Raw genomic sequence first — 19,942 nt, forward strand, 5'->3', positions numbered from 1 at the left:
TTCCATGGGATTTTTCAAGCCATATATAATTCGCCCACGGGCATCGCTGATTGCGGTCATCAGATGTTTTGTCTGTCTTTCTTTTTTGTTCATTTTGCCCTCTACTGTTTCTTCCCAAGAAATTACCCAAGCATTTAAGAACAGAGTGGACAGCCTAATACAAGCGGGGCCAAAGACTTACAGCGAAATCGATAGGGTCGTAAAACCAGAACGCAGAGACACTATTTATATGCGCTATTTTGCTCAGCGTTCGGCAGAAGAAGAATATTTTGACGGAGAGGTATATGCACTGAGCCAACTGGGCAGAGTGTATCGTGACAAATCACAGTTTTCGAGGAGTCTCGCAATACATCAAAAGGCATTAGAAGTTGCCAAACAAGCCGAAAATATTGAGTTCGAGATTTACAACCTGAACATGATAAGTGTCGTATTCCGAAAGACCGATGCCATTAAATCGGCACTTGATTATAGTCAAAAAGCGCTTGCTTTGGCCGAGACGGTGAAGAATCCTTCCATGGGTATAAAAAGGAGTATCAATGTGTCATTGAACAGCATCGGCAATATCTACCAATCACTTGAGCAGTATGATCTTGCCATAGAACAATTTCGAAAATCATTGCAAAGGGAGGAAGAGCTTGGAAATAAACTAGGGCTGGCCATCAACTATCAGAATATCGGCGAATGTTTTGAAGCCCAGGGCAAACTCGAAGAATCGCTGGAAAATTACCAGATTTCCCTGGCTTATAATGAAGAAATCAATTCTGACAAGGGCCGTGTTATCTGCAAGAGCGGAATCGCCCATGTATATGTACATCTTAAAAGAACCGAAGAGGCCCTCGACATATTTAAGACCATACTACCCGAGGCCGAAACACTTGGTGATCAGGAAATTGTTGCGATGATCAATATCAATCTTGGTTGGACCTTAATCGATCTCAATAAACTCTTTGAGGCGGAACAACATCTTATAAAGGGACTTGAGTTGGCCCAAAAATATAACTTGCCCTCCGAAATATCAGAGGCGAATAGGTTTTTGTCCGACTTATTTTCCAAAAAAGGTGATTATAAGAAATCGCTTGAGTATTATCGCACCGCCCAACATTATGAAGATGAGATATCGAACGATAGAAATCTTCGTTATGTAAACGACATGATCGTACGTTATGAAGCCGAAAAAAAAAGCGATCAAATAGCGGCTTTGGCAAAAGACAATGAAGCTGTAAAACAAAGGTTGGCCAAGAATAAGGTTACTTTCTTAATCAGCGGAATCGTTTTGATCTTTCTCGCAGGACTTTTTTATGTGCTTTATCGCCAATATCAACTCAAAAACGACAAAAAATTGTTGACTTTGGAGCAGACCATGTTACGAAGCCAAATGAACCCACATTTCTTATTCAATTCGTTGAATTCCATTAAGTTGTATATAATAAACAACGAAAAAAAGAATGCGGTGCACTATCTCAATAAATTTTCGAAATTGGTCCGTAAGATATTGGAGGCCTCATCTTTAAAAGAAATTCCCTTGGCCGAAGAACTTGAAACCATTGAACTGTATATGAATATCGAAAACATAAGATTTTCGAACGAGATCGATTTTAAGATTACCGTAGATGAAGGCATCGATACCCAATTGGTCAAGATCCCTTCGATGATATTACAACCTTTTCTTGAAAATTCGCTGTGGCATGGCCTGTCACCGAAAGAAGGCGACAAGAAAATAGAGCTTCACGTGGGGCGCGATAAAGGCGGTTTCATAAACATTGCGATTACCGATAACGGTGTAGGAAGGCAGGCAGCCGAAAAAATAAAGGAAAGCAAAGTACTCAAAAGAAAATCATTGGGAATAGACATTACCAAAGAGCGTTTGGCCAACTTTTCTCGAGATTACCAAAATTATTTCAATGTCGAGATTTTAGACCTTTTCGATAAGGTGAACAACGCCTCTGGCACCAAGGTAGTACTTCATATACCTACGGTCTGATATGTTCGTCGGCGACCTGTTCTAACTCCGTATACCAAGATAATCCAAATTTGCGTATTAAAGCCTCCTTAACAAATTTGTATATCGGTACTTTAAGTTCTGACCCCAGTACACATGCCTGGTCGCAGATTTCCCATTTATGATAGTTCACCGCGGTAAGTTCGGTATACTCGCGCACCCGTATCGGATACAAGTGGCATGATACAGGTTTTTTCCATTTTATGGCACCTTGATCATAGGCCGCTTCAAGTCCACATTTTGCCGTACCACTTTTGTCAAATACTACATAGGCACATTCGCTATTGTTGACCAGCGGGGTTTCCCATTCGCCATCATCACCTTTTACAAAGGCTCCCTGTCTTTCAATGGCCGCTATACCCTCGGGCCGAAGAAAAGGTTTCACATCGGAATAAACGTCGACCAAAATCTCGGTTTCCCTATCTTCAAGAGGTGCCCCCGCATTGCCATCAACACAGCACTTTCCTTTACAGGCCGATAGGTTGCAGACAAAATCATTTTCCAATATTTCTTCCGATATAATGGTCTTTCCTATTTGGAACATAATTAAAATCGATTCAGCGGACAAAGATAGTTTTTAAGATTGAACGTCTCTTTATTTTTATTTATCGTAGAAGCATCCGATACCACTGTTTTAAACGTAAATTTGCCGAAATTTTACAATCAACATCTGTGACATTCAATTTCAACATCAGGGAAATAGCTACCGCCACCATGGTCTTGTTTGCGGTAATCGATATTTTGGGTAGTATTCCCATCATCATAGGCCTTCGTAAAAAGGTTGGGCACATACAATCAGAAAAGGCGTCTATAGTAGCCGCTATCATAATGGTCGCCTTTCTTTTTGTAGGAGAGGAAATCTTGAAACTGATCGGTATCGATGTAAATTCTTTTGCCGTAGCTGGTGCTCTTATCATATTCTTTCTTGCCATCGAGATGATTCTGGGAATCTCGCTCTATAGGGACGACGAACCTGAAAGTGCTTCGGTCGTACCCATTGCTTTTCCGCTCATCGCGGGTGCCGGTACGCTGACCTCGATTTTATCGCTCCGTGCGGAATTCCAAGTCGAGAATATCATCGTTGCGATTGTGGCAAACACCGTTTTTGTATATCTTGTGTTGAAATCCTCAAAAAAAATTGAAAAGGTCCTTGGCAAGAACGGGGTGAATATTATTCGAAAAGTTTTCGGGGTGATTTTAATGGCCATTGCGGTCAAATTGTTCACGGCCAATATCAGCCAGTTGATTGGCAATTAACCGTTTATATCATGAGCAAAACACTTTCATTTGTATTGATTGCGCTTGGCATTGCCTTGATTGCCTACAATGTTACCTTGGTCGATTTCAAAAATCCGTTAGAAGGTGACAGCATCATTGCCATAATCGGTATTTTGGCCTCATTATGTGCCATCGTACTTTTATTGACTTATCTAACGTCGAAAAAAATACAGAAAAAACTGAACGAAGACTAGTTTTTTGCCTCTATCGCCTCGGCCTCGCCTTGGCTCACAAGAGGGTTGTCAAGCGCTAAGACCCGCTGCAACATCATATCTGCATCGCTTTTTATTTTGGCGTGTACATTGGGCCCGAAAAGTTGTTGGGCGATCGCCGCCTTTAAATAAAGTTTTATGGCATCCTCATAGTCATAATATTCCATTTTCAATTTCCTTTGGATGCAGTAATCCACAAATTTTTCGAAAAGTATATCATCGACGCTAAAATCAGCTATGAACTCTTTCTCAGTATATTGGTCATAACGATTGCGGTCTTCCTCTAAATGTTCGAATATAAAAAAGGAAATGAAGCCGACACTATCCATACTTTCAACAGCTTCCTCTTCGTTAGTCCCCATCGGAACAAAGACATCGGGAATTATTCCACCTCCTCCATAGACCACTTTACCTTTCGGTGTGGTAAATTTTAGGGAATCGGCCACCTTAATACTATCGACCGAAACCATCTCACCATTATGATAGCGATCGGTAAACCTTTTATAATAATCGCGATTGCCCTTGTCGTAAGATTTTTGAATCGAACGGCCCGTCGGGGTATAGTATCTTGACACCGTAAGTCGAACGGCCGAACCATCACCCAATTCCATTTCACGCTGTACCAGGCCCTTTCCAAATGACCGTCGGCCAACAATGGTACCTATATCGTTGTCTTGAAGGGCCCCTGCTATAATCTCGCTGGCCGATGCCGAGCGCTCGTTTATCAGCACGTATACAGGCTTATCTTCAAAATCTCCCTCATCGGTAGCATATATTTTGTCTATTTTGCCCCTTTTGTTTTTAGTGAACAAAATCAGTTTGCCATCTTCTAAAAACTCATCGGCCATCTGCTCCGCAATGCCAAGGTACCCGCCGGGGTTGTCCCTCAAGTCCAAAGTCAATTTTTTGGCCCCTTGTTCTCGCAACTCCCTTAGGGCCGATTTGAACTCCTTGAAAGTCGATTCGGCAAAACGGTTTATCTTGATATAGCCCATATCATCCGTCAACATATAATAGGCCGTAACACTCTTTATAGGTACTACATCGCGCTTGATATTTACCGTAAAAATACTATCCACACTTTTACGATAGATCTTTAGGCGAACGTTGGTCCCTTTTCTTCCCTTTAACTTTTGAACCACCGAATCGTTGATGAAATCACGTCCGAAAAGCGTGTCATTGTCAGCCATGAGGATGCGATCACCCGGTTTTATGCCCTTTAAGAAACTTGGACCATCCTGTATCGTTCGAATTACGGCTATCGTATCTTTATAAGGATAAAAATTAACGCCTATACCAACAAAATCACCTTTCATATTCTCTGAAACCTTTGCCATCTCGCGCTTCGGGATATAGACCGAATGTGGATCGAGCTTTTCAAGAATATTGTTGACGGTAACATCGACAATGCTGTCGGTGTCTATTTCATCAACATATTCATAGTCGATATAATCGATCAGGCGATTCAGCTTATCTTTTTTTGAGTTGGTGGTAAACAGTTTTTCAGGGGTATCGTTGAAATGTAGTTTACCCCCTACGAAAATGCCCAAAGCCAAAACCGCGGAGAGAATAAGGGGCCCTAGGTAAAGATATTTTTTTTTCATTTTTTGGCTTGTAACACTATTCTACAATGGCTTCGATTACAGGTATGTGTGCCAATTCAACCCCCGCCTTTCTTAAAAATCTTAATCCTGAATCATCTTTATAAGCGGTTTGATATACTACGCGCTTTATGCCCGATTGATGTATCAACTTGCTGCATTCGCGACATGGTGATAAAGTGATATAAAGCGTCGCTCCTTCACAAGATTGTGTGGATGAGGCGACTTTCGAGATCGCGTTCGCCTCGGCATGCAAAACATACCATTTGGTATATCCTTCTTCGTCTTCACAAATATTTTCGAATCCTGTCGGTGTACCATTATAACCATCTGAAATGATCATTCTTTTCTTGACAATGATCGCACCGACCTGACGTCGCCGACAATATGATAATTTGCCCCACTCCTGGGCCATTCTCAAATAGGCCTTATCGTATTTTTCTTGTTTGTCTCGTTTCACACTTGAACTTGTACAGAATAACGAATTTACCGGTTTTGAAAGACCCGAACATGATTATATGGTTAATTTTAACATTGGCCTACTACCAGGGGAACGTCTCGATCAACATCGGTATTGTGACAAGTACGACCAAAATCGAGCCAATGACAACAAAAATCGTTTGCTTGACCTTAAAAATCGTTTGCACGAGATAGGCAAGGGCCAAGATTGAAAGCACAATGATCAATTGCGAGATTTCGATACCTGTCGCAAACCCAATGAGTGGGCCCAATTTTTCGTCCTCGCCCGACATGAGCATTTTAAAATAGTTGCTAAACCCGAAACCATGAATAAGGCCAAAAAATGCGGTCGCGATCAGATGCAACAATATACTCTTGTGCCCATCGGCCGACTTCATATAGATCAGGTTGAAAAGTGCGGTCAATAAAATGGTCAAAGGGATAAGAAATTCGATCAGACCAACGTCAATGACAACTACTCCGTAGACCGAAAGGCCCAATGAGAGGCAATGGGTTACCGTAAAAACGGTGGCCAACAACAACACCTTTTTCCAACTCTTGAACGTGAAAGGCATGGCCAAGGCCAATAGAAACAGAATATGGTCATAGGCACTAAAATCGAGTACATGGTCAAGGCCAAGCTTTATATAAAACCAAAAATCTTGCATATTGTTCAATACTATAACTTATCAGTTTTTGAATATTTTCTATTGATCAGTTGATACCCCTTTCTTTTTGTAGCTGTTCGTAAGCCTTCTGGACTTCCTTGAATTTTTCTTCGGCACCTTTTTTTATGGCTTCATTTTCGGTATTCACCCGGTCGGGATGATATTTTTTGGCCATTTTACGATATGCCTTTTTAATCTCATCGTTCGTTGCCGTCTTTTCGATTTCCAAAATCTTATATGCATTATCAGCAGATTGAACGAACATGGCCATAATACTTTCAAAATCGCGCAAAGCCACCCTAAGGTATCCGGCTATTTCACGAATTTTATTTATTTCCGAATCGCTTACATGTCCATCTGCTTGGGCGATACCAAATAAAAAGTGCAATAATTGTAGCCGAACCTCGTAGCGCGTGCGCTGGTTAAGATATGCACATATTCGCTGTGCCGAAATCTCATGTTTCTTGTTGATTTCGTTAAAAGTCCTAAAAATGGCATTTGCTTTTTCTTTACCATATGTGCCGACAAAATACTGCTGCACATAATCCATTTCACGTTTACTTACCGATCCATCGGCTTTTATGACAATGGAGCAAAGAGATAGAAGGTTTAGCTCAAAGTCCGCGGGACTAACACTTTGCCTTGCAAAGTCACCTAAAATTGTTTGGGGCCTACCACCTCTTCCGGTGATGTTATCAATAAAACTTCCGACAAGAAACCCAAAAATAGCCCCAGGAAAACGGTATAGCGAATACCCTAATATGGCAGCCAACCACTTGATCATGTGTCTTTTATTTTCACCAAAGATAAGCACCCATCGATTGCCCTACAAGCAACAGGGCGATAACCTCAACGAAACGTTAAGGTCTTTATATAAAATGCGACAAAACCCGTATCTTTGAAATCCATTAAATCATAAGTTTATGTATCCTGCAGAATTAGTAAAACCGATGAGAGATGACTTGGCCATGGCCGGGTTTGAAGAATTATATACGGCCGAAGCGGTCGAAAAAGCCATTAATAGTGAAGGAACAACCTTGGTCGTGGTGAATTCGGTCTGTGGCTGTGCTGCGGCCAATGCCAGACCGGCCGCTAAAATGAGCTTGATGAACGATAAAAAACCTGACCATATCGTTACCGTTTTTGCCGGCGTCGATACCGAAGCGGTAGATGCGGCGCGTAATTTGATGGTCCCGTTTCCGCCCTCTTCGCCAAGTATGGCTCTGTTCAAAAACGGAGAACTCGTGCATATGATCGAGCGTCACCATATCGAGGGAAGGCCCGCCGAGATCATCGCCGAAAACCTGACCGAAGCCTACAACGAGTTCTGTTAGGCCACTAAATTGCCTCTTGGTACCAAGGGTAGAAAAGAATCTAAAAAAACCGTTCTTAATTGAGCGGTTTTTTACTTTTGTATATCCCTATGCAAAAATTGCTCGCATATCCTTTGTCCTTCATCTACCTGATCTTGTTCGGGCTTACCTTAGTAGTATTTCACCCGATACAATGGATATGTCTCAATCTATTTGGGTACGATGCCCATCAAAAGAGTGTCGCATTGCTCAATCTATGTTTGTTACGGTGCACCCATGCTTTGGGCACTACATATTCCTTTAAGAATTCACAAAATATTCCTGAAGACCGGCCACTCATTATCGTACCGAACCACCAAAGTATGCACGATATTCCGCCGATTATCTGGTATATGCGCAAATACCATCCGAAATTCGTGAGCAAGATCGAGTTGGGCAAGGGTATCCCCAGTGTCTCGTTCAACCTAAGGCATGGCGGCTCTGTTCTAATTGACCGTAAAGACAGCAGACAGGCGTTGACCGAAATAGCCAAGTTGGGCAAGTATATCGAAAAGTATAAGCGCAGTGCCGTTATATTTCCGGAAGGTACGCGAAGCCGTACGGGACAGACAAAAAAGTTTCAACCGATGGGACTCAAAATATTGATGAAAAATTGCCCTTCAGCACTCGTCGTGCCAATTAGCATCAACAACTCATGGAAAATGTTGAAATACGGAAAATTCCCTAACGGCATCGGCAATCATTTGACCTTTGTGGTGCACGAACCCATCGAAATTTCGGATAATCTGGATGATATGGTCGCACTTACCGAACGTGCCGTAAATTCAGGAATACAGATCGACCCATGACCGATACCGAACTTGTCGAAGAAACCATCACGTTTGTACAAGAAACATTGCAGGGCGCTGAAGGGGGTCATGATTGGTTCCACATTCAGCGCGTCTTCAGAAACGCACTTTTAATCGCAAAAGACGAAAAGGTTGATATCACCACGATTAGCTTAGCGGCCCTATTACACGATATCGCCGATGCTAAATTTTATGATGGGGATGAAACGATCGGACCTAAAATCGCAGGGGATTTTCTCAAATCCCTTCCCTTGGATACAGAAAAGGTGGATCATGTGGTAAAGATTATCGAGAACATATCGTTTAAAAACAGTTTGGACGGGGGGTCGAAAACCCGTTTTAATTCATTGGAACTACAAGTGGTTCAAGATGCCGATCGGCTTGACGCCATCGGAGCCATCGGAATAGCCCGGGCTTTTAATTACGGAGGCTTCAAGAACAGGCAAATATATAACCCTGAAATCGCCCCGAATTTGGCCATGGAAAAAGAGGAATACAAAAAGTCAAACGCACCCACAATAAACCATTTCTACGAAAAATTGCTATTGCTCAAGGATAAAATGAATACCAAAACCGGAAAAAAACTGGCATTGGAACGACACCGGTTCATGCTCGATTACCTTGAACAATTTTATAAAGAGTGGGAAGCCGATTGATCAAGGGAGGAACAGATAATCATTCTCTCGATTCAAGGAGTGTCAATTTCTTTTTCAAATGCTGCCTTTCAAGCTCATTACCGGTCGATTCAATAGCTCTTTTCAATGTTATTATTGCTTTGCCCCAATCTTCCAAATCACTCAAAAGTTCTGATTTTATAGCATAAAACAGGGTATTGTCAATAAAGTGAGGACTCTGTTCAAAGATCTGAAGTTCTTGCATCGCTTTTTCCGCACCATGTACTTTATGAAAAGGAACAATTCTGTTCAATTGCACGATCGGGGAATATTGTCTTTGCAATTGCAGGTCGTATAAAGCCAAAATACCTTTCCAATCGGTATCGGAAAACTTTTTTGCGATACAATGGTAGTATGAAACCGTAGCTTGCAAATGATAGTCGGAGAAGGTTGAAGCCACACTTGCCCTTTCCATCTGTCGAATACCGTTATTTATCATTTCGGCATTATACAATCGTCGATCTTGATTTTCAAGATCTACCATTTCTCCTTGGGCATCGATCCGGGCATCGAACCTTGCGGTATGAAAACACATTAGTGCCATCAATGCATGTACTTCCGGGAGTTTACAGTATTTGTTCCTTGTCAGCAATTGAGCCAGCCGAATGGCCTCTATGCAAAAATCCTTTTTTATCATGGTTGTTCCCGAACTGGCGGCATATCCCTCGGAAAACAATAAATATATGACCTTAAGAACGATATTCAGTCTTGACTTTAAGCCAAGTTCTATGGGTGTATCAAGGGTTTTTACATTTTCTTTCAGCCTTTTTTTGGCCCTAGTGAACGACTTGGCCACCGTTTCTTCTTTTTTTAGCATCGCCTTTGCAATCTCGGCATTTCCAAAACCAGCTATCAACTTTAGGCTCAATATAATCTGATATTCGGGCGATAGGGAAGGATGACAACAGGCAAATATCATCTTCAATTGACTGTCATTGATTATTTCTTCAAGCTCAATTTCTTTGGGAATCGATACGGTTTTGTTCAAAAGTTGTTCAAAATCGGTATCTACCACTTTTTTATCCTTGCGAAGCCTATCGATCAATTGATTGTTCGCAACCCTGAGCAGCCAGGCCGTTGGATTTTGTGGAGCTCCATTATAACCCCATACCTGCATGGCTTTGATCAGGGCATCTTGTACGGCATCCTCGATTCTTTCAAGGTGGATTGGACCAAATTTATGGGTAAGCAACGAAATTATCTTGCCATACTCATGTCTAAATACATATTCTACCAATGTTTCTTTCTCGGCGTTCTGCATGTTATAAAATTAAAAAGTCCGATTGTGATATCGGACTTTCAATCGTTTTAATCGACCGGTTACATATTCATAGACATGATTTCTCTTACCTCAACATTACCTCCATGCTCGAATATTGGGCAGCCTTTTGAAATCTCAACGGCCTCGTCCAATCCATCCGCCGAGACGATCAAATATCCGCCTACGACCTCGGCTCCTTCCGCAAATGGGCCATCTGTTATAACTTCTCCTGCATTTTCTACCACTTTGCCATCTCCAGACAATGGCAGCCCGTCTACCAATTTGCCTTTTTCTTTCAGTCCTCCCATCCATGCACCCCATTTCTTCATGTGTGCTTCTACCACTTCAGGTGCTGCCTGTTTCCAATCTGGATCGCCACCTCTAAATAAATACAAAAAATTGCTCATAATTATGTTTTTTAAAAGTTCACCTTAAAGACGTATTTCGAATTGCCAATTGGACAATTTTCGCAATTTAATTTAAAACAATCGCATTTGGCCATCTTTGAATTGCTCGTGCAGTTCGGTATTCAGTTTAGGAAAAGAGCTGTCCTTAAAATAAGTATGTTTCGCCAATCGCATCAAATCATGTATCTGGGCGGCAATCTTACCCTCTCCGCGACTTCGAAGACCGAAGCGGCTATCGTTCAGATTTCCGTTATGGCAAGATCTGATCTGACCCAATACTTTATCGGCACGATCTGGAAGTGTTTTTTTAATCCAATCCGTAAAGATTGTACCTATCGCCCCGTTGAGCCTGACTACCGTGAAGGCGATGGACAACGCTCCATTTTCTGAAGCCGCCTTGGCCAATTTCATAATCTCATGACTGTTGATACCCGGTATGATAGGGGCCAACATGACATTTACCGGAATCTTGTTTTCTGAAAGCATACGAACGGTCTGCAATCGCTTTTTGATCGAGGCCGTTCTCGGCTCAAGAATTCGCCGGGTATCTTCCGATAATGAAGTCACCGAAACGTTCACCGCGACCAGACCATCTTTTTGAAGTGCCTTCAAAAGGTCCAGATCTCTAAGAATCAACGCATTCTTAGTAATAATACCGACCGGGTGCCTATACTTTAAGAATACCTCTAAACAACCTCTCGTTATCTTGAACCGCTTCTCGGCAGGTTGGTAGCAATCCGTATTTCCTGACAGGACAATTGTCTCAGCCTTCCAATTTTTGTGCTTCAATTTGGCCTCCAACAATTGAGGCGCGCTTTTTTTTATCAAGATTTTACTTTCGAAGTCCAATCCGGGCCCATAGCCCCAATATTCGTGGGTGTTTCGTGCATAACAATACACACAGCCGTGTTCACAGCCCTGATAGGGATTCATGGAATGCATCATACCAACATCAGGACTCGTGACCTTGTTTACTATGGTTTTTGGAAATATGGGGATATACTGCGTCTTGTTCTTACCTGCTTCTTCGCCCTCGATCCTACAGAATTCCAAAAAATCATCCCGCATCTCGTGAAGGTGCGCTTCAAATCGGTTATGTACTTTTTGTTGGGCACCTCTTCCTTTGAGGTATTCGTTGTTTTTCAATTACTAGGATTTATTCCAAATTTATGGAATAAATCCTAGTATTAGGTAATTTGCCATTTAAAGTTTTCATCTTAAATAATCGGTTTATGGCGATTGTAAGTTACCGTCTGTCATGCGTTTGACAGACCGATCGGTCGGGTAACCCCGTCACTGAGCTGAATTAACAATCATTACTGCATTTTATCGAAGGCATGCCGAACTTTATCGGTCATTGACGCTGACATCCATGAAGACTTCTGGCACCCCACCGACCTATCGGTCGGAAGTTCGAATTTTGAAGAAAAGTGAAAGCTTATTGTATTGCGACTTTCACCAATTGTTTCTTGGTACCCCTTTTGGCGTAGAATAGCAGGTTATCATTCTTGGTATCTACCAAAGGTGCAGAAACCATCAAAGGCAACCGCGCGTCTTTATCATCGATGAGTTTCTCAAAACTGATTTTACCGCCTTCATCCAACTGAATGGCGAAAACATTTCGATTTCGACTAAGGCCCTGCTTGAAAAGCAATCGATCACCACTCAACAATTGAGGGTTCTCGGCAGCGGTGCTGATAAAAAAGTAGGTCTTTCCGTTTTTGCAATACGAACTATAAGAGGCATATGCCCCATCGCCCTGGGTAACCTCTGCCTTATTGATATTTCTGATCCATTCCACATCGCCCGAGGTGTTCAGTTTCGCACTGATGATGTCATTATAATGAAAGCGTTCGATCTTTACCCTACCGCCGCTAGAATTCGCCTGTACACTGGTGGTGACGAAATACTCCTCGGCATTGTAAAGTATCGATCCATCTTGGTTTACGGTCACATTTTTAAAAACGAGGTTCTTGACCTGTTTGTCGTCTTCACGCCCGAATTTATCCATCATAAACTGGCTCGAAAATGGATTGTATTTTTTGGCTTTTAAGGATAAGTCCGAAGGATCGACCTCGAAATATGAAAGTCCGTTGTAACGATTATCTTTTCGGTCGGCATAAAACCCGAGACACAAAAGCTTATCATTGGCAAAAACAGGTTTCAACGCTTCCGAATACTTGGCGGGGTCGTCAAAAGTCTGAATTTGCGCCCCTGCCGATGATATTTTGATCATCTCGTATTGAAACTTGCGTTCACTTGTTTGAAAACGTTTCTTTTTAAAATAGGCCTTGCCCACGATATAGGCACTCTGCAGATTTTTTGAAAAAGCGATATTCTCGAAAGAATAGTTCTTTTCTTCTACTTCGGCCGAAAAATCATGGGTGATCACTTTATTCAGGCTAGTATCGAAAAGATAGATAAAGTGTTGGTTGTTCTTTCCCTTTTTGAAATGTGTACTAATTACAAAAGCGGATTTCGCATCATCGAACAGTACTGAAGTGGTAAAACCAGATGCAAAATTACGATTGTAATAATTTCGGTCAAGAGGTTCCCTTACTTCATCTGAACGAATCGAAAGAATTGTTTCCTGGGTGAAGTTCATATCTTCCATAGGGCTTCTATGCACCACATAATCATAGGAGAAAGTATCATAGTTATAATCCAAAAACAGCAGATAGACTTGTCCGTTGCGCACATAGCCGTCCACAAAATTGCCGTTTTTAAGCTTATAATTGTATTCATTTACTAATTGAAGATTTTCGTCATAGGTCTCGATAAAATATCCCTTGGGGCGTAATATCATACCTGTATAGTAGGCACGCACGAGTATCGTACCGCCTTTTTCGTTATCGGAAATGGTAAGTAGATTGGAGTATTTGTACCTATCGTTATATTTTTCTCCAATCGTATGTTTTATGGGGATTTCCTGGGCCTTTACCACAATAAAGGCAAAAACGGAAAAAAGCAGGAAAACACTTTTTTGCAAGCTCATAAGTAGGTTTTTGGGGATTTGCTATTTACCCGGAAAATCGGCCTTGCGTTTTTCCAAAAAGGCGGTGGTGCCCTCTCTGAAATCCGCCGTTCCAAAGCAAGTTCCGAAAGCTTCTATTTCAGATGCAAATCCGTTACTATTATTCTTAAAACCCGCATTTATCGCTTTTATTGCATGAGCCACGGCAACAGGTGAATTGTTGCCTATTTTGGCGGCCAGTTTTTCACAGAAAGAAAGCAGTTCCTCTTGGGGTACGACATGGTTGACCAATCCTAACCTATGGGCCTTTTGGGCATCGATCATACCAGCGGTCATAATCATCTCCATGGCATTGCCCTTTCCTACCAATTGTGGCAGACGTTGCGTGCCGCCATATCCAGGTATAACACCAAGTGAAACTTCCGGAAGCCCCATTTTTGCATTGTCACTGGCCACCCTAAAGTGACAGGCCATGGCCAACTCAAGACCCCCTCCCAGAGCAAAGCCATTGACCGCAGCGATAACCGGCGTCGAAAGGTTCTCGACCAGGTCGAAGAGCAATTTTTGACCTTTCTTGGCCAATTTACCGCCTTCCTTTACCGAAAAATTGGCAAACTCGGCGATATCTGCACCGGCAACGAAGGCCTTTTCGCCACTTCCCGTTACGATTATGGTGCGTATCTTATTGTTGGTTTCAAGTGCCTTAAACGCATCATGCAGCTCTTGAATGGTTTCCCGGTTCAAGGCATTTAGTTTGTTAGGGCGATTTATAGTAACAATGGCCAGTCTATCCTTTTGATTGATAAGTAAATTTTTGTATTTCATGGTTTCAATAGTTAAAATAATGCCATACGGATTTCTAGTGTTCCTCTTTTTGGAACTTTACCGTAAATACGGTGCCTTTGCCCGATTGGGACGTAAAATTGATGCTTCCTTTGTATGTTTCTACAATGTTTTTCACCATTCCCAGACCAAGCCCCATACCGCTTGACTTCGTTGTGAACTTTGGCTCAAATATTTTTTCGGCAAAGTTGTCAGCAATACCGACACCGTTGTCGGCCACCGAAATTTTGACGTAATCATCTTCGGAAACGACCGAGACCAATATTCTTGGCGATTCTACCTCAGGTACCGCCTGAATGGCATTTTTCACTAAGTTGGTCACCACCCGTATCAATTGGGTACGGTCAAGTTTCGCAATGATTTCCTCTTCTTCAGAGATAAAATGAATATACTCCTCATTGAAGATGTCAAGCGCGAGCTTCACGATCTTGACTACGTTCAGGGTCTCGTTCTGCTGGGCGGGCATTTCGGCAAAACTTGAAAATGCCGAGGCGATACTGCTCATGGTATCGATTTGTTGGATCAAGGTTTTGGAATATTCGGCAACTTTATTTTCGATATTGGGGTCTTGGGGATCGAATTTTCTTTGAAAACTTTGAACACTTAAACGCATAGGTGTCAAAGGGTTCTTTATTTCATGGGCCACCTGTTTTGCCATTTCGCGCCATGCCTGCTCGCGTTCGCTCCTGGCCAACTTTATGGCACTTAGCTCAAGTTCGTCGATCATCGCGTTATAAGAATCGATCAATTTGGCGATTTCCTCACTTGGTTCCTCGATATAGATTTTCTCGTTACGTTTGGTCAAATCGGTTTTCGACATCATATCGGATACGGTCTGCAAAGAACGCGTGATATATTTTGATATAAAATAGGCTAGACCTATAGCTATCAAGAGCATTAAAAAATAGACCCCGGCCAAACGGGTCAAAAACTCCCGCAATTCCTTATCATTAAAAGTATTGTCCTCAAAATAGGGCATATTGACAATGCCGATGGGCTTGAACTTACCATCGGTTATATATGAATAAGAGGATTGATACCGATCGCCGGCCGCTGATTTTTCTTCTACAAAGCGTTTTTCAACACTGCTCTGAAGATTATTCAAAATCTCGGCATCCAAACAATTTGAAATGGAGTCATTTTCAAACTTGGGCCGTGAACTTTTTATCAATTGCCCTTCAAGATCGTAGATGTTGAAATTTTTGTTATGAACATCAGCGATCTGGTAGATTTCATCCATGAAAATCAACCCTAAATTTTCGGTAGTGGGCGGGTAAGTCGTTCTGCGTATGGTATAGTCAATGCTCTGCTTTATCTGCTCCTCTTTTCGCTCGAGCCGATCTTCATGATAATCCCTCAATTGTTCGCGATATTGATATACTGCAATTGCCGATATCAATACCGAAGATATCAATACCAATAATATCATGGCAAAGAATATGCGAAACCGTAACGATAATTTTTTGAACAACGAAAAGGATTTTACACTCAAAGGTAGCAAATATCAGGCCACCCTGACCATATAATATAATGCTGCAGCTGCCAATCGGCCCAAGAATTCGAGTGGTCTAGTTCTTTCATTTTTCCGGGTTTTTTTCCCGAAAGCGTTTGTAGAGTCTAATCCCCAACATGAGTAGAATGCCCAATATTATGATTCCGACAACGCCGAAAATCCAGCTTATGGCACTTTTCAATATCACCAAAAATACGATGGCAAAAAGAGCGATCGTCGCCACCTCGTTCCAAATGCGCATATAGTTCGACGTATATCTAACCTCATTTCGTTGCAATTGATTGAAAATCAAATGATTTCTAATATGGTAAAGAATCAGTAAGGCAACAAAGGCCAATTTTACGTGCATCCAGGGCTGTTGTAAAAAAGCAGGTTGCAAAAACAGCAGCCAAATGGCAAATAAGGTGCATAAAATAGCTGATGGCCATGTTATGATATACCAAAGCCTTCTGGCCATTAGTTTCAATTGTTCGGTCAATATATCCTTTTCAGGGGCGGGCTTTTGCGCTGCCTCTATATGATAGATAAAAAGCCGTGGAATGTAGAAAAGCCCGGCAAACCAAGTTACCACGAAAATGAGATGCAAGGCTTTGATGTAGTTATAATACTCGACCAAGGTAGTTTTTGGATTTAATATTCGACCGAAATCGAACAATGCGTCGACAAGCTCGGCATGACAGTTAAGGCTAATTTTAAATTACAAAGTTACAAAACCTGAAATCCCAAACTCCAACTTGAAATCTTTTAAAGACGTAAGGCACCGATACCGGCTTCCCAAAGTTTTTTATTGAAGTTCGGAATGGCCATATTCATGAGTTGCCCACCCTCTTTTTGCAAAATGTTCCATTGGGCATCCAATTCGGCCTTACGGTCTTTTGAGGGTTGGTTGACTCTTGGAATACCGCTATCGGTAGCGTTGATCAAGAACAAATACTCTGCCGTGAACTTGTTTTGAAAGTTCTCTACGTCGTCGTAGGCCTTTGACTTGCGCTGAATCATTTTTTGGTCCCATACATCAATTTCATTGGCCAGTTTTTTGCCTTCCGATCGCAAACCTTCGTCCTCGATATCTTCCAATAACTTCGCTAGCTGCTCCCTTGCCTTGAACAGTGAATTGACCATATCGTGCATTTTGGTCAGCTTGCGTTCCATATCGTACATTATCGTATGGTATTCTTCGTATTGGGCCGCCGTTGTGCCAAAAGTAGGCATGGGAACGATCTTACCCTCAGTACTTACCGTTTTTCCATCGACTTTAAGATTAAAGGTGTATTCGCCCGGCGGTGCCTTGTGGCCCCTGAAATTGGCTTCGATATACACATCGGGAATACCGGGCATAATGGGGTATTTCATGTCCCAGATAAAGCGGTTCAATCCTTCTTTTTTTGAAAGCACTGGAGCCGGTGGGGCACCGCCCCCATTATGTTTTTTGTAGTTTTTATCCTTTTCAGACGAAAAACTACGTACCAAATTGCCCTTTGCATCTAAAACATCCATGGAAATCGCCATGGAATCTTTGAGCTTGGGGAGGTTGTAGTACAGCACCATACCGTTCGCCGGATTTACCCCTTCAAAAGCATTCGTGCCATCAAATTCATCTGAATCACCGCTCAATGGGCTGCCCCACGAACCATTAACGGCATTGCCCGCAGCGAATAGGTGAACATCCTTTTCCGAGGGATCGTATTGACCTAGTATCGATAGATCGTCCAAAACCCAAAACGAGCGCCCCGAAGTCGCGACTACGAGATTATCCTGATGCACTTTTAAATCGGTTATCGGTGTCTTGGGAAGATTGAGTTGAAAAGATTCCCACGTTTTTCCTCCGTTCCAAGAAATATATATCCCTTTTTCCGTGCCGGCATACAACAAATCCTTTCTGTGCTGATCTTCACGAACGACACGGGTAAAGGCACCATAGGGAATTCCTGAACTAATGTTCGTCCATGTTTTGCCGTAATCCGATGACTTGTATAAGGCAGGAGTGTAGTCGTTGAACTTATATTTGGTCGTCGCCACATACACCGTGGCTGGATCGTGTGGTGACACTTCTATTGCATTCACCAAAGTTTCCCCAAGATTTTTCGGAGTAATATTCTGCCAAGAAAGGCCCCCATCTTTGGTAATATGTACATAACCATCATCACTACCCGTATAGAAAACACCTTTTTCATGTGGCGACTCGATCATATAGGCAATGGTCCCATAATTCTCGGCACCAACGGCTTCATTGGTATAAGGCCCGCCTCCTTTACCTTGCTTGGCATCGATATTACGGGTAAGGTCGGGCGAGATTTCTTCCCAGGTTAAGCCCATATCTCGGGTTCGCAAGACAAGCTGTGCGCAATGGTAAAACGTGCCCGGTTCATGTTTCGACCCAATGATCGGCGCGTTCCAGTTGTATAGGTATTTCATATCGCGGGCATCTCTTCCCAAATACTGTATGGGTGCCGCCATGATCTGTGTCGATGCTTTTGAATGCGTATCAAGTACTTCGATGGTCCCTAGGTAACTTCCTCCCAGAACATATCTGGGGTCATCGGGGTCAAAGGCCAAGAAGGCACTTTCTCCCCCTGCAGAATCGCTCCAGTCCGAAAGTGATATGCCACTGCTTCCAGGTGAGAAACTGGCAATCTTTACCGAACTATTGTCTTGCTGCCCTCCGTAAACGTTATAAGGAAAAAGATTGTCCACGCTAATACGATAAAATTGTGCGGTCGGCATATTGTTTTGGGTAGACCATGTTTTTCCGTTGTCAAAACTAATAGCAGCTCCGCCATCATCGGCCACAACCATATTGTCCGAATCTTCCGGATTGATCCAAAGGTCGTGGTAGTCGCCATGAGTACCAGTAATCAGCTCCCAGGTCTTGCCCCCATCGATGGAGCGCAGTGCGGGAGCGCTCAGCACATAAACCGTATTCTCATTGTTCGGATCGGCAAAAACCTCGATATAATACCACGCGCGTTGCACCAAACGATTATCGCCACTAACCATATTCCACGATTTGCCCGCATCATCTGAAACAAAAAGACCGCCCTTATCGGCATTACTGTCACTTTCTATGAGTGCATATACCTTGCTCGAATTCGCTGGGCTCACGGCTATAGCCATTTTGCCCTTCTCCTCCGGTAGGCCTTTGTGGATTTTTTCCCAGGTCTCGCCGCCATCGACCGACTTATAGAGTCCGCTGCCTTCGCCACCACTTATTACCATATTCGGTTTACGCTGATGGTGCCACATGGCAGCGTATATTATATCGGGAGCGTTCATATCGATGGATAATTCTGAGCAGCCCGTAAGTTCGTTGACGAACAGTACTTTTTTCCAGGTTTCTCCGCCATCACTAGATTTATAAATACCACGATCTTCCGTTGGGCCGTAAATCGCCCCCTGAGCGGCCACATAAACGATATCGGGGTTTTTAGGGTGGATGACGATCCTTGAAATCTGCTGTGTATTTTCAAGTCCCATTTTTTTCCAGGTCTTGCCCGAGTCGGTAGATTTATAGACACCGTCCCCATAGGAAGTCATAACCCCCCTTGGTGCATGTTCTCCCATACCGCAATACACGATATTAGGGTCGGATACCGAAACGGCCACCGCACCGACCGAACCCATTTCAAAAAAACCGTCGGAAATGTTGTCCCATCGTTGTCCTGCGTCGGTCGTCTTCCATAATCCTCCCCCTGTAGTACCCATATAATAGGTCAAGGGGTCGCCGACCACGCCGGCCGCACACACCGACCTCCCTCCACGAAAGGGGCCGATATTACGATATTTTAAAGGTTTGAAATAGTCTTCGGCCGTTTGCGAAAAGACCGAAATCGTAAACAAGGCCATTAAAAATGGAAGTGATTTTTTCATTAGGATATTTGGTTTAATGCATGTT

At 42.7% G+C, this 19,942-nt stretch carries 19 protein-coding genes; 6 read left to right on the forward strand and 13 right to left on the reverse strand.

Annotated features, from left to right (window positions below):
* Window positions 1-4: 4 nt before the first annotated feature.
* Window positions 5-1,981 carry a tetratricopeptide repeat-containing sensor histidine kinase gene (locus ACEZ3G_RS05425; protein WP_432424429.1) on the forward strand — a complete coding sequence of 659 codons (1,977 nt, stop codon included), beginning with the start codon at window positions 5-7 and terminating at the stop codon, window positions 1,979-1,981.
* On the opposite strand, the gene ACEZ3G_RS05430 is transcribed toward ACEZ3G_RS05425, so the two are convergent.
* Entirely contained in the window at window positions 1,971-2,543 is a 573-nt protein-coding gene (locus ACEZ3G_RS05430) for a DUF3109 family protein (RefSeq protein ID WP_432424430.1), read from the reverse strand. The two genes, ACEZ3G_RS05425 and ACEZ3G_RS05430, sit on opposite strands and share 11 nt — an antisense overlap.
* Window positions 2,544-2,671: 128 nt before the next feature.
* On the opposite strand from ACEZ3G_RS05430, the gene ACEZ3G_RS05435 reads away from it, so the two are divergent.
* Complete coding sequence (locus ACEZ3G_RS05435) at window positions 2,672-3,256, forward strand: MarC family protein (protein ID WP_432424431.1); 585 nt, start codon at window positions 2,672-2,674, stop codon at window positions 3,254-3,256.
* An 11-nt stretch (window positions 3,257-3,267) separates the two neighbouring features.
* Window positions 3,268-3,471, forward strand: coding sequence for a hypothetical protein (locus ACEZ3G_RS05440; RefSeq protein ID WP_432424432.1), 204 nt, complete (start codon window positions 3,268-3,270; stop codon window positions 3,469-3,471).
* On the opposite strand, the gene ACEZ3G_RS05445 is transcribed toward ACEZ3G_RS05440, so the two are convergent.
* The 4 genes from ACEZ3G_RS05445 to ACEZ3G_RS05460 all read right to left on the reverse strand — a co-directional run bounded on the left by ACEZ3G_RS05445 (window position 3,468) and on the right by ACEZ3G_RS05460 (window position 7,001).
* On the reverse strand, window positions 3,468-5,093 hold the full coding sequence (locus ACEZ3G_RS05445; protein ID WP_432424433.1) for a S41 family peptidase: 1,626 nt from the start codon (window positions 5,091-5,093) through the stop codon (window positions 3,468-3,470). The genes ACEZ3G_RS05440 and ACEZ3G_RS05445 overlap by 4 nt on opposite strands.
* Before the next feature lie 16 nt (window positions 5,094-5,109).
* Window positions 5,110-5,550 carry a deoxycytidylate deaminase gene (locus tag ACEZ3G_RS05450; RefSeq protein ID WP_432424434.1) on the reverse strand — a complete coding sequence of 147 codons (441 nt, stop codon included), beginning with the start codon at window positions 5,548-5,550 and terminating at the stop codon, window positions 5,110-5,112.
* An 82-nt stretch (window positions 5,551-5,632) separates the two neighbouring features.
* A complete protein-coding gene (locus tag ACEZ3G_RS05455; RefSeq protein WP_432424435.1) occupies window positions 5,633-6,217 on the reverse strand; it encodes a HupE/UreJ family protein in 585 nt (194 codons plus the stop codon).
* 46 nt (window positions 6,218-6,263) lie between these two features.
* Window positions 6,264-7,001, reverse strand: coding sequence for a TerB family tellurite resistance protein (locus ACEZ3G_RS05460; protein ID WP_432424436.1), 738 nt, complete (start codon window positions 6,999-7,001; stop codon window positions 6,264-6,266).
* A gap of 139 nt (window positions 7,002-7,140) precedes the next feature.
* On the opposite strand from ACEZ3G_RS05460, the gene ACEZ3G_RS05465 reads away from it, so the two are divergent.
* The 3 genes from ACEZ3G_RS05465 to ACEZ3G_RS05475 all read left to right on the forward strand — a co-directional run bounded on the left by ACEZ3G_RS05465 (window position 7,141) and on the right by ACEZ3G_RS05475 (window position 9,034).
* A complete protein-coding gene (locus ACEZ3G_RS05465; protein WP_432424437.1) occupies window positions 7,141-7,551 on the forward strand; it encodes a BrxA/BrxB family bacilliredoxin in 411 nt (136 codons plus the stop codon).
* An 89-nt stretch (window positions 7,552-7,640) separates the two neighbouring features.
* On the forward strand, window positions 7,641-8,378 hold the full coding sequence (locus tag ACEZ3G_RS05470) for a lysophospholipid acyltransferase family protein (protein ID WP_432424438.1): 738 nt from the start codon (window positions 7,641-7,643) through the stop codon (window positions 8,376-8,378).
* On the forward strand, window positions 8,375-9,034 hold the full coding sequence (locus ACEZ3G_RS05475; protein ID WP_432424439.1) for an HD domain-containing protein: 660 nt from the start codon (window positions 8,375-8,377) through the stop codon (window positions 9,032-9,034). The genes ACEZ3G_RS05470 and ACEZ3G_RS05475 overlap by 4 nt, the downstream gene beginning before the upstream one ends.
* A gap of 19 nt (window positions 9,035-9,053) precedes the next feature.
* Here ACEZ3G_RS05475 and ACEZ3G_RS05480 read toward each other — a convergent pair whose 3' ends face one another.
* The 8 genes from ACEZ3G_RS05480 to ACEZ3G_RS05515 all read right to left on the reverse strand — a co-directional run bounded on the left by ACEZ3G_RS05480 (window position 9,054) and on the right by ACEZ3G_RS05515 (window position 19,917).
* Window positions 9,054-10,313, reverse strand: a complete 1,260-nt coding sequence (locus ACEZ3G_RS05480) for an RNA polymerase sigma factor (RefSeq protein ID WP_432424440.1) — start codon at window positions 10,311-10,313, stop codon at window positions 9,054-9,056.
* A 59-nt stretch (window positions 10,314-10,372) separates the two neighbouring features.
* A complete protein-coding gene (locus ACEZ3G_RS05485; RefSeq protein ID WP_432424441.1) occupies window positions 10,373-10,720 on the reverse strand; it encodes a YciI family protein in 348 nt (115 codons plus the stop codon).
* Between the two features lie 72 nt (window positions 10,721-10,792).
* The gene (locus tag ACEZ3G_RS05490; RefSeq protein ID WP_432424442.1) at window positions 10,793-11,866 is read right to left on the reverse strand and encodes a PA0069 family radical SAM protein; all 1,074 of its coding nucleotides are present in this window, start codon (window positions 11,864-11,866) and stop codon (window positions 10,793-10,795) included.
* A gap of 292 nt (window positions 11,867-12,158) precedes the next feature.
* Window positions 12,159-13,715 carry a hypothetical protein gene (locus ACEZ3G_RS05495; protein ID WP_432424443.1) on the reverse strand — a complete coding sequence of 519 codons (1,557 nt, stop codon included), beginning with the start codon at window positions 13,713-13,715 and terminating at the stop codon, window positions 12,159-12,161.
* 21 nt (window positions 13,716-13,736) lie between these two features.
* Window positions 13,737-14,519 carry an enoyl-CoA hydratase/isomerase family protein gene (locus ACEZ3G_RS05500; protein ID WP_432424444.1) on the reverse strand — a complete coding sequence of 261 codons (783 nt, stop codon included), beginning with the start codon at window positions 14,517-14,519 and terminating at the stop codon, window positions 13,737-13,739.
* Between the two features lie 34 nt (window positions 14,520-14,553).
* On the reverse strand, window positions 14,554-15,966 hold the full coding sequence (locus ACEZ3G_RS05505) for a sensor histidine kinase (protein ID WP_432424445.1): 1,413 nt from the start codon (window positions 15,964-15,966) through the stop codon (window positions 14,554-14,556).
* A 148-nt stretch (window positions 15,967-16,114) separates the two neighbouring features.
* Entirely contained in the window at window positions 16,115-16,666 is a 552-nt protein-coding gene (locus ACEZ3G_RS05510; protein WP_432424446.1) for a CopD family protein, read from the reverse strand.
* Window positions 16,667-16,794: 128 nt separating this feature from the next.
* Window positions 16,795-19,917: a VPS10 domain-containing protein gene (locus ACEZ3G_RS05515; protein ID WP_432424447.1), complete on the reverse strand. Its 3,123-nt coding sequence runs from the start codon at window positions 19,915-19,917 to the stop codon at window positions 16,795-16,797.
* Window positions 19,918-19,942 lie beyond the last annotated feature (25 nt).

Source organism: Meishania litoralis (assembly GCF_042611095.1).
In the GTDB taxonomy this organism is placed as follows: domain Bacteria; phylum Bacteroidota; class Bacteroidia; order Flavobacteriales; family Flavobacteriaceae; genus Meishania; species Meishania litoralis.

Coding starts and splice junctions, on each gene's coding strand:
- ACEZ3G_RS05430 (WP_432424430.1), bottom strand. CDS start 2,543: ATGTTCCAAATAGGAAAGACCATTATATCGGAAGAAATATTGGAAAAT.
- ACEZ3G_RS05460 (WP_432424436.1), bottom strand. CDS start 7,001: ATGATCAAGTGGTTGGCTGCCATATTAGGGTATTCGCTATACCGTTTT.
- ACEZ3G_RS05470 (WP_432424438.1), top strand. CDS start 7,641: ATGCAAAAATTGCTCGCATATCCTTTGTCCTTCATCTACCTGATCTTG.
- ACEZ3G_RS05465 (WP_432424437.1), top strand. CDS start 7,141: ATGTATCCTGCAGAATTAGTAAAACCGATGAGAGATGACTTGGCCATG.
- ACEZ3G_RS05500 (WP_432424444.1), bottom strand. CDS start 14,519: ATGAAATACAAAAATTTACTTATCAATCAAAAGGATAGACTGGCCATT.
- ACEZ3G_RS05505 (WP_432424445.1), bottom strand. CDS start 15,966: ATGATATTATTGGTATTGATATCTTCGGTATTGATATCGGCAATTGCA.
- ACEZ3G_RS05480 (WP_432424440.1), bottom strand. CDS start 10,313: ATGCAGAACGCCGAGAAAGAAACATTGGTAGAATATGTATTTAGACAT.
- ACEZ3G_RS05515 (WP_432424447.1), bottom strand. CDS start 19,917: ATGAAAAAATCACTTCCATTTTTAATGGCCTTGTTTACGATTTCGGTC.
- ACEZ3G_RS05455 (WP_432424435.1), bottom strand. CDS start 6,217: ATGCAAGATTTTTGGTTTTATATAAAGCTTGGCCTTGACCATGTACTC.
- ACEZ3G_RS05440 (WP_432424432.1), top strand. CDS start 3,268: ATGAGCAAAACACTTTCATTTGTATTGATTGCGCTTGGCATTGCCTTG.
- ACEZ3G_RS05445 (WP_432424433.1), bottom strand. CDS start 5,093: ATGAAAAAAAAATATCTTTACCTAGGGCCCCTTATTCTCTCCGCGGTT.
- ACEZ3G_RS05485 (WP_432424441.1), bottom strand. CDS start 10,720: ATGAGCAATTTTTTGTATTTATTTAGAGGTGGCGATCCAGATTGGAAA.
- ACEZ3G_RS05495 (WP_432424443.1), bottom strand. CDS start 13,715: ATGAGCTTGCAAAAAAGTGTTTTCCTGCTTTTTTCCGTTTTTGCCTTT.
- ACEZ3G_RS05425 (WP_432424429.1), top strand. CDS start 5: ATGGGATTTTTCAAGCCATATATAATTCGCCCACGGGCATCGCTGATT.
- ACEZ3G_RS05475 (WP_432424439.1), top strand. CDS start 8,375: ATGACCGATACCGAACTTGTCGAAGAAACCATCACGTTTGTACAAGAA.